The sequence below is a fragment of the Streptomyces axinellae genome (genome assembly GCF_039532135.1).
Classification (GTDB): Bacteria; Actinomycetota; Actinomycetes; order Streptomycetales; family Streptomycetaceae; genus Streptomyces; species Streptomyces axinellae.
In genome coordinates this window covers 1-778 of the sequence record NZ_BAAARJ010000080.1, presented here as the reverse complement: position 1 = coordinate 778, position 778 = coordinate 1, and the positions used below count along the sequence as shown (strand labels likewise).

The 778-nt window shown below is 50.4% G+C and carries 1 pseudogene; it reads left to right on the top strand.

Annotated features, from left to right (window positions below):
• A pseudogene (locus tag ABD339_RS33530) lies at positions 1-616 on the top strand (IS3-like element ISKpn1 family transposase); the annotation flags it as partial.
• Positions 617-778 lie beyond the last annotated feature (162 nt).

The following is a 778-nucleotide window of genomic DNA, read 5'->3' as shown; positions in this document are numbered from 1 at the left end:
AGTGCAGCGGCTGATGGCAGAACTGTCACTCCGGTCTGTGATAAGGGCGAAAAAATATCGTGCCTGGAAAGGGAGAACGGGCGAGGCCGCGCCCAATATCCTGAGCCGGAACTTCGGTGCGTCAAAAGCCAACGAAAAATGGGTAACAGATGTGACAGAGTTCCCGGTACAGGGAAAAAAGCTTTACCTGTCGTCAGTTCTCGATCTGTTTAACCGGGAGGTTATCGCCTACAGCCTGTCGGAAAGGCCGGTGATGGAGATGGTGAATACGATGCTGGACGGTGCGTTCCCGAAGCTCAGACCGGGAGATGCTCCGCTGCTGCACTCGGATCAGGGCTGGCATTACAGGATGAGGAGCTATCAGGAACGTTTAAAGGCGCATGGGATGACGCAGAGTATGTCGCGTAAAGGAAACTGCCTGGATAATGCAGTGATGGAAAACTTCTTCGGGACCCTGAAATCGGAGTGTTTTTATCTGAGGGAGTTCAGGAGTGTCAGTGCGCTAAGAAAAGCCGTAGAGGACTATATCCATTACTACAACAACGAGCGGATAAGCCTGAAATTAAAAGGCCTGAGTCCGGTAGAGTACCGAACCCAGGCTCTGAGAGCCGCTTAATATGAACCATCCAACTTTATGGGGTCAGTCCAGCAGCGCCGCCGGGCATCATCAGTGCACAACTGGCCAAAAATACCACCAAAATCACAATAAACGTCTTTACTCACGTTTTCAGCCGGCTATTCGCTATTTTGTGATATCTTCCATTGCATTTTTTTATCG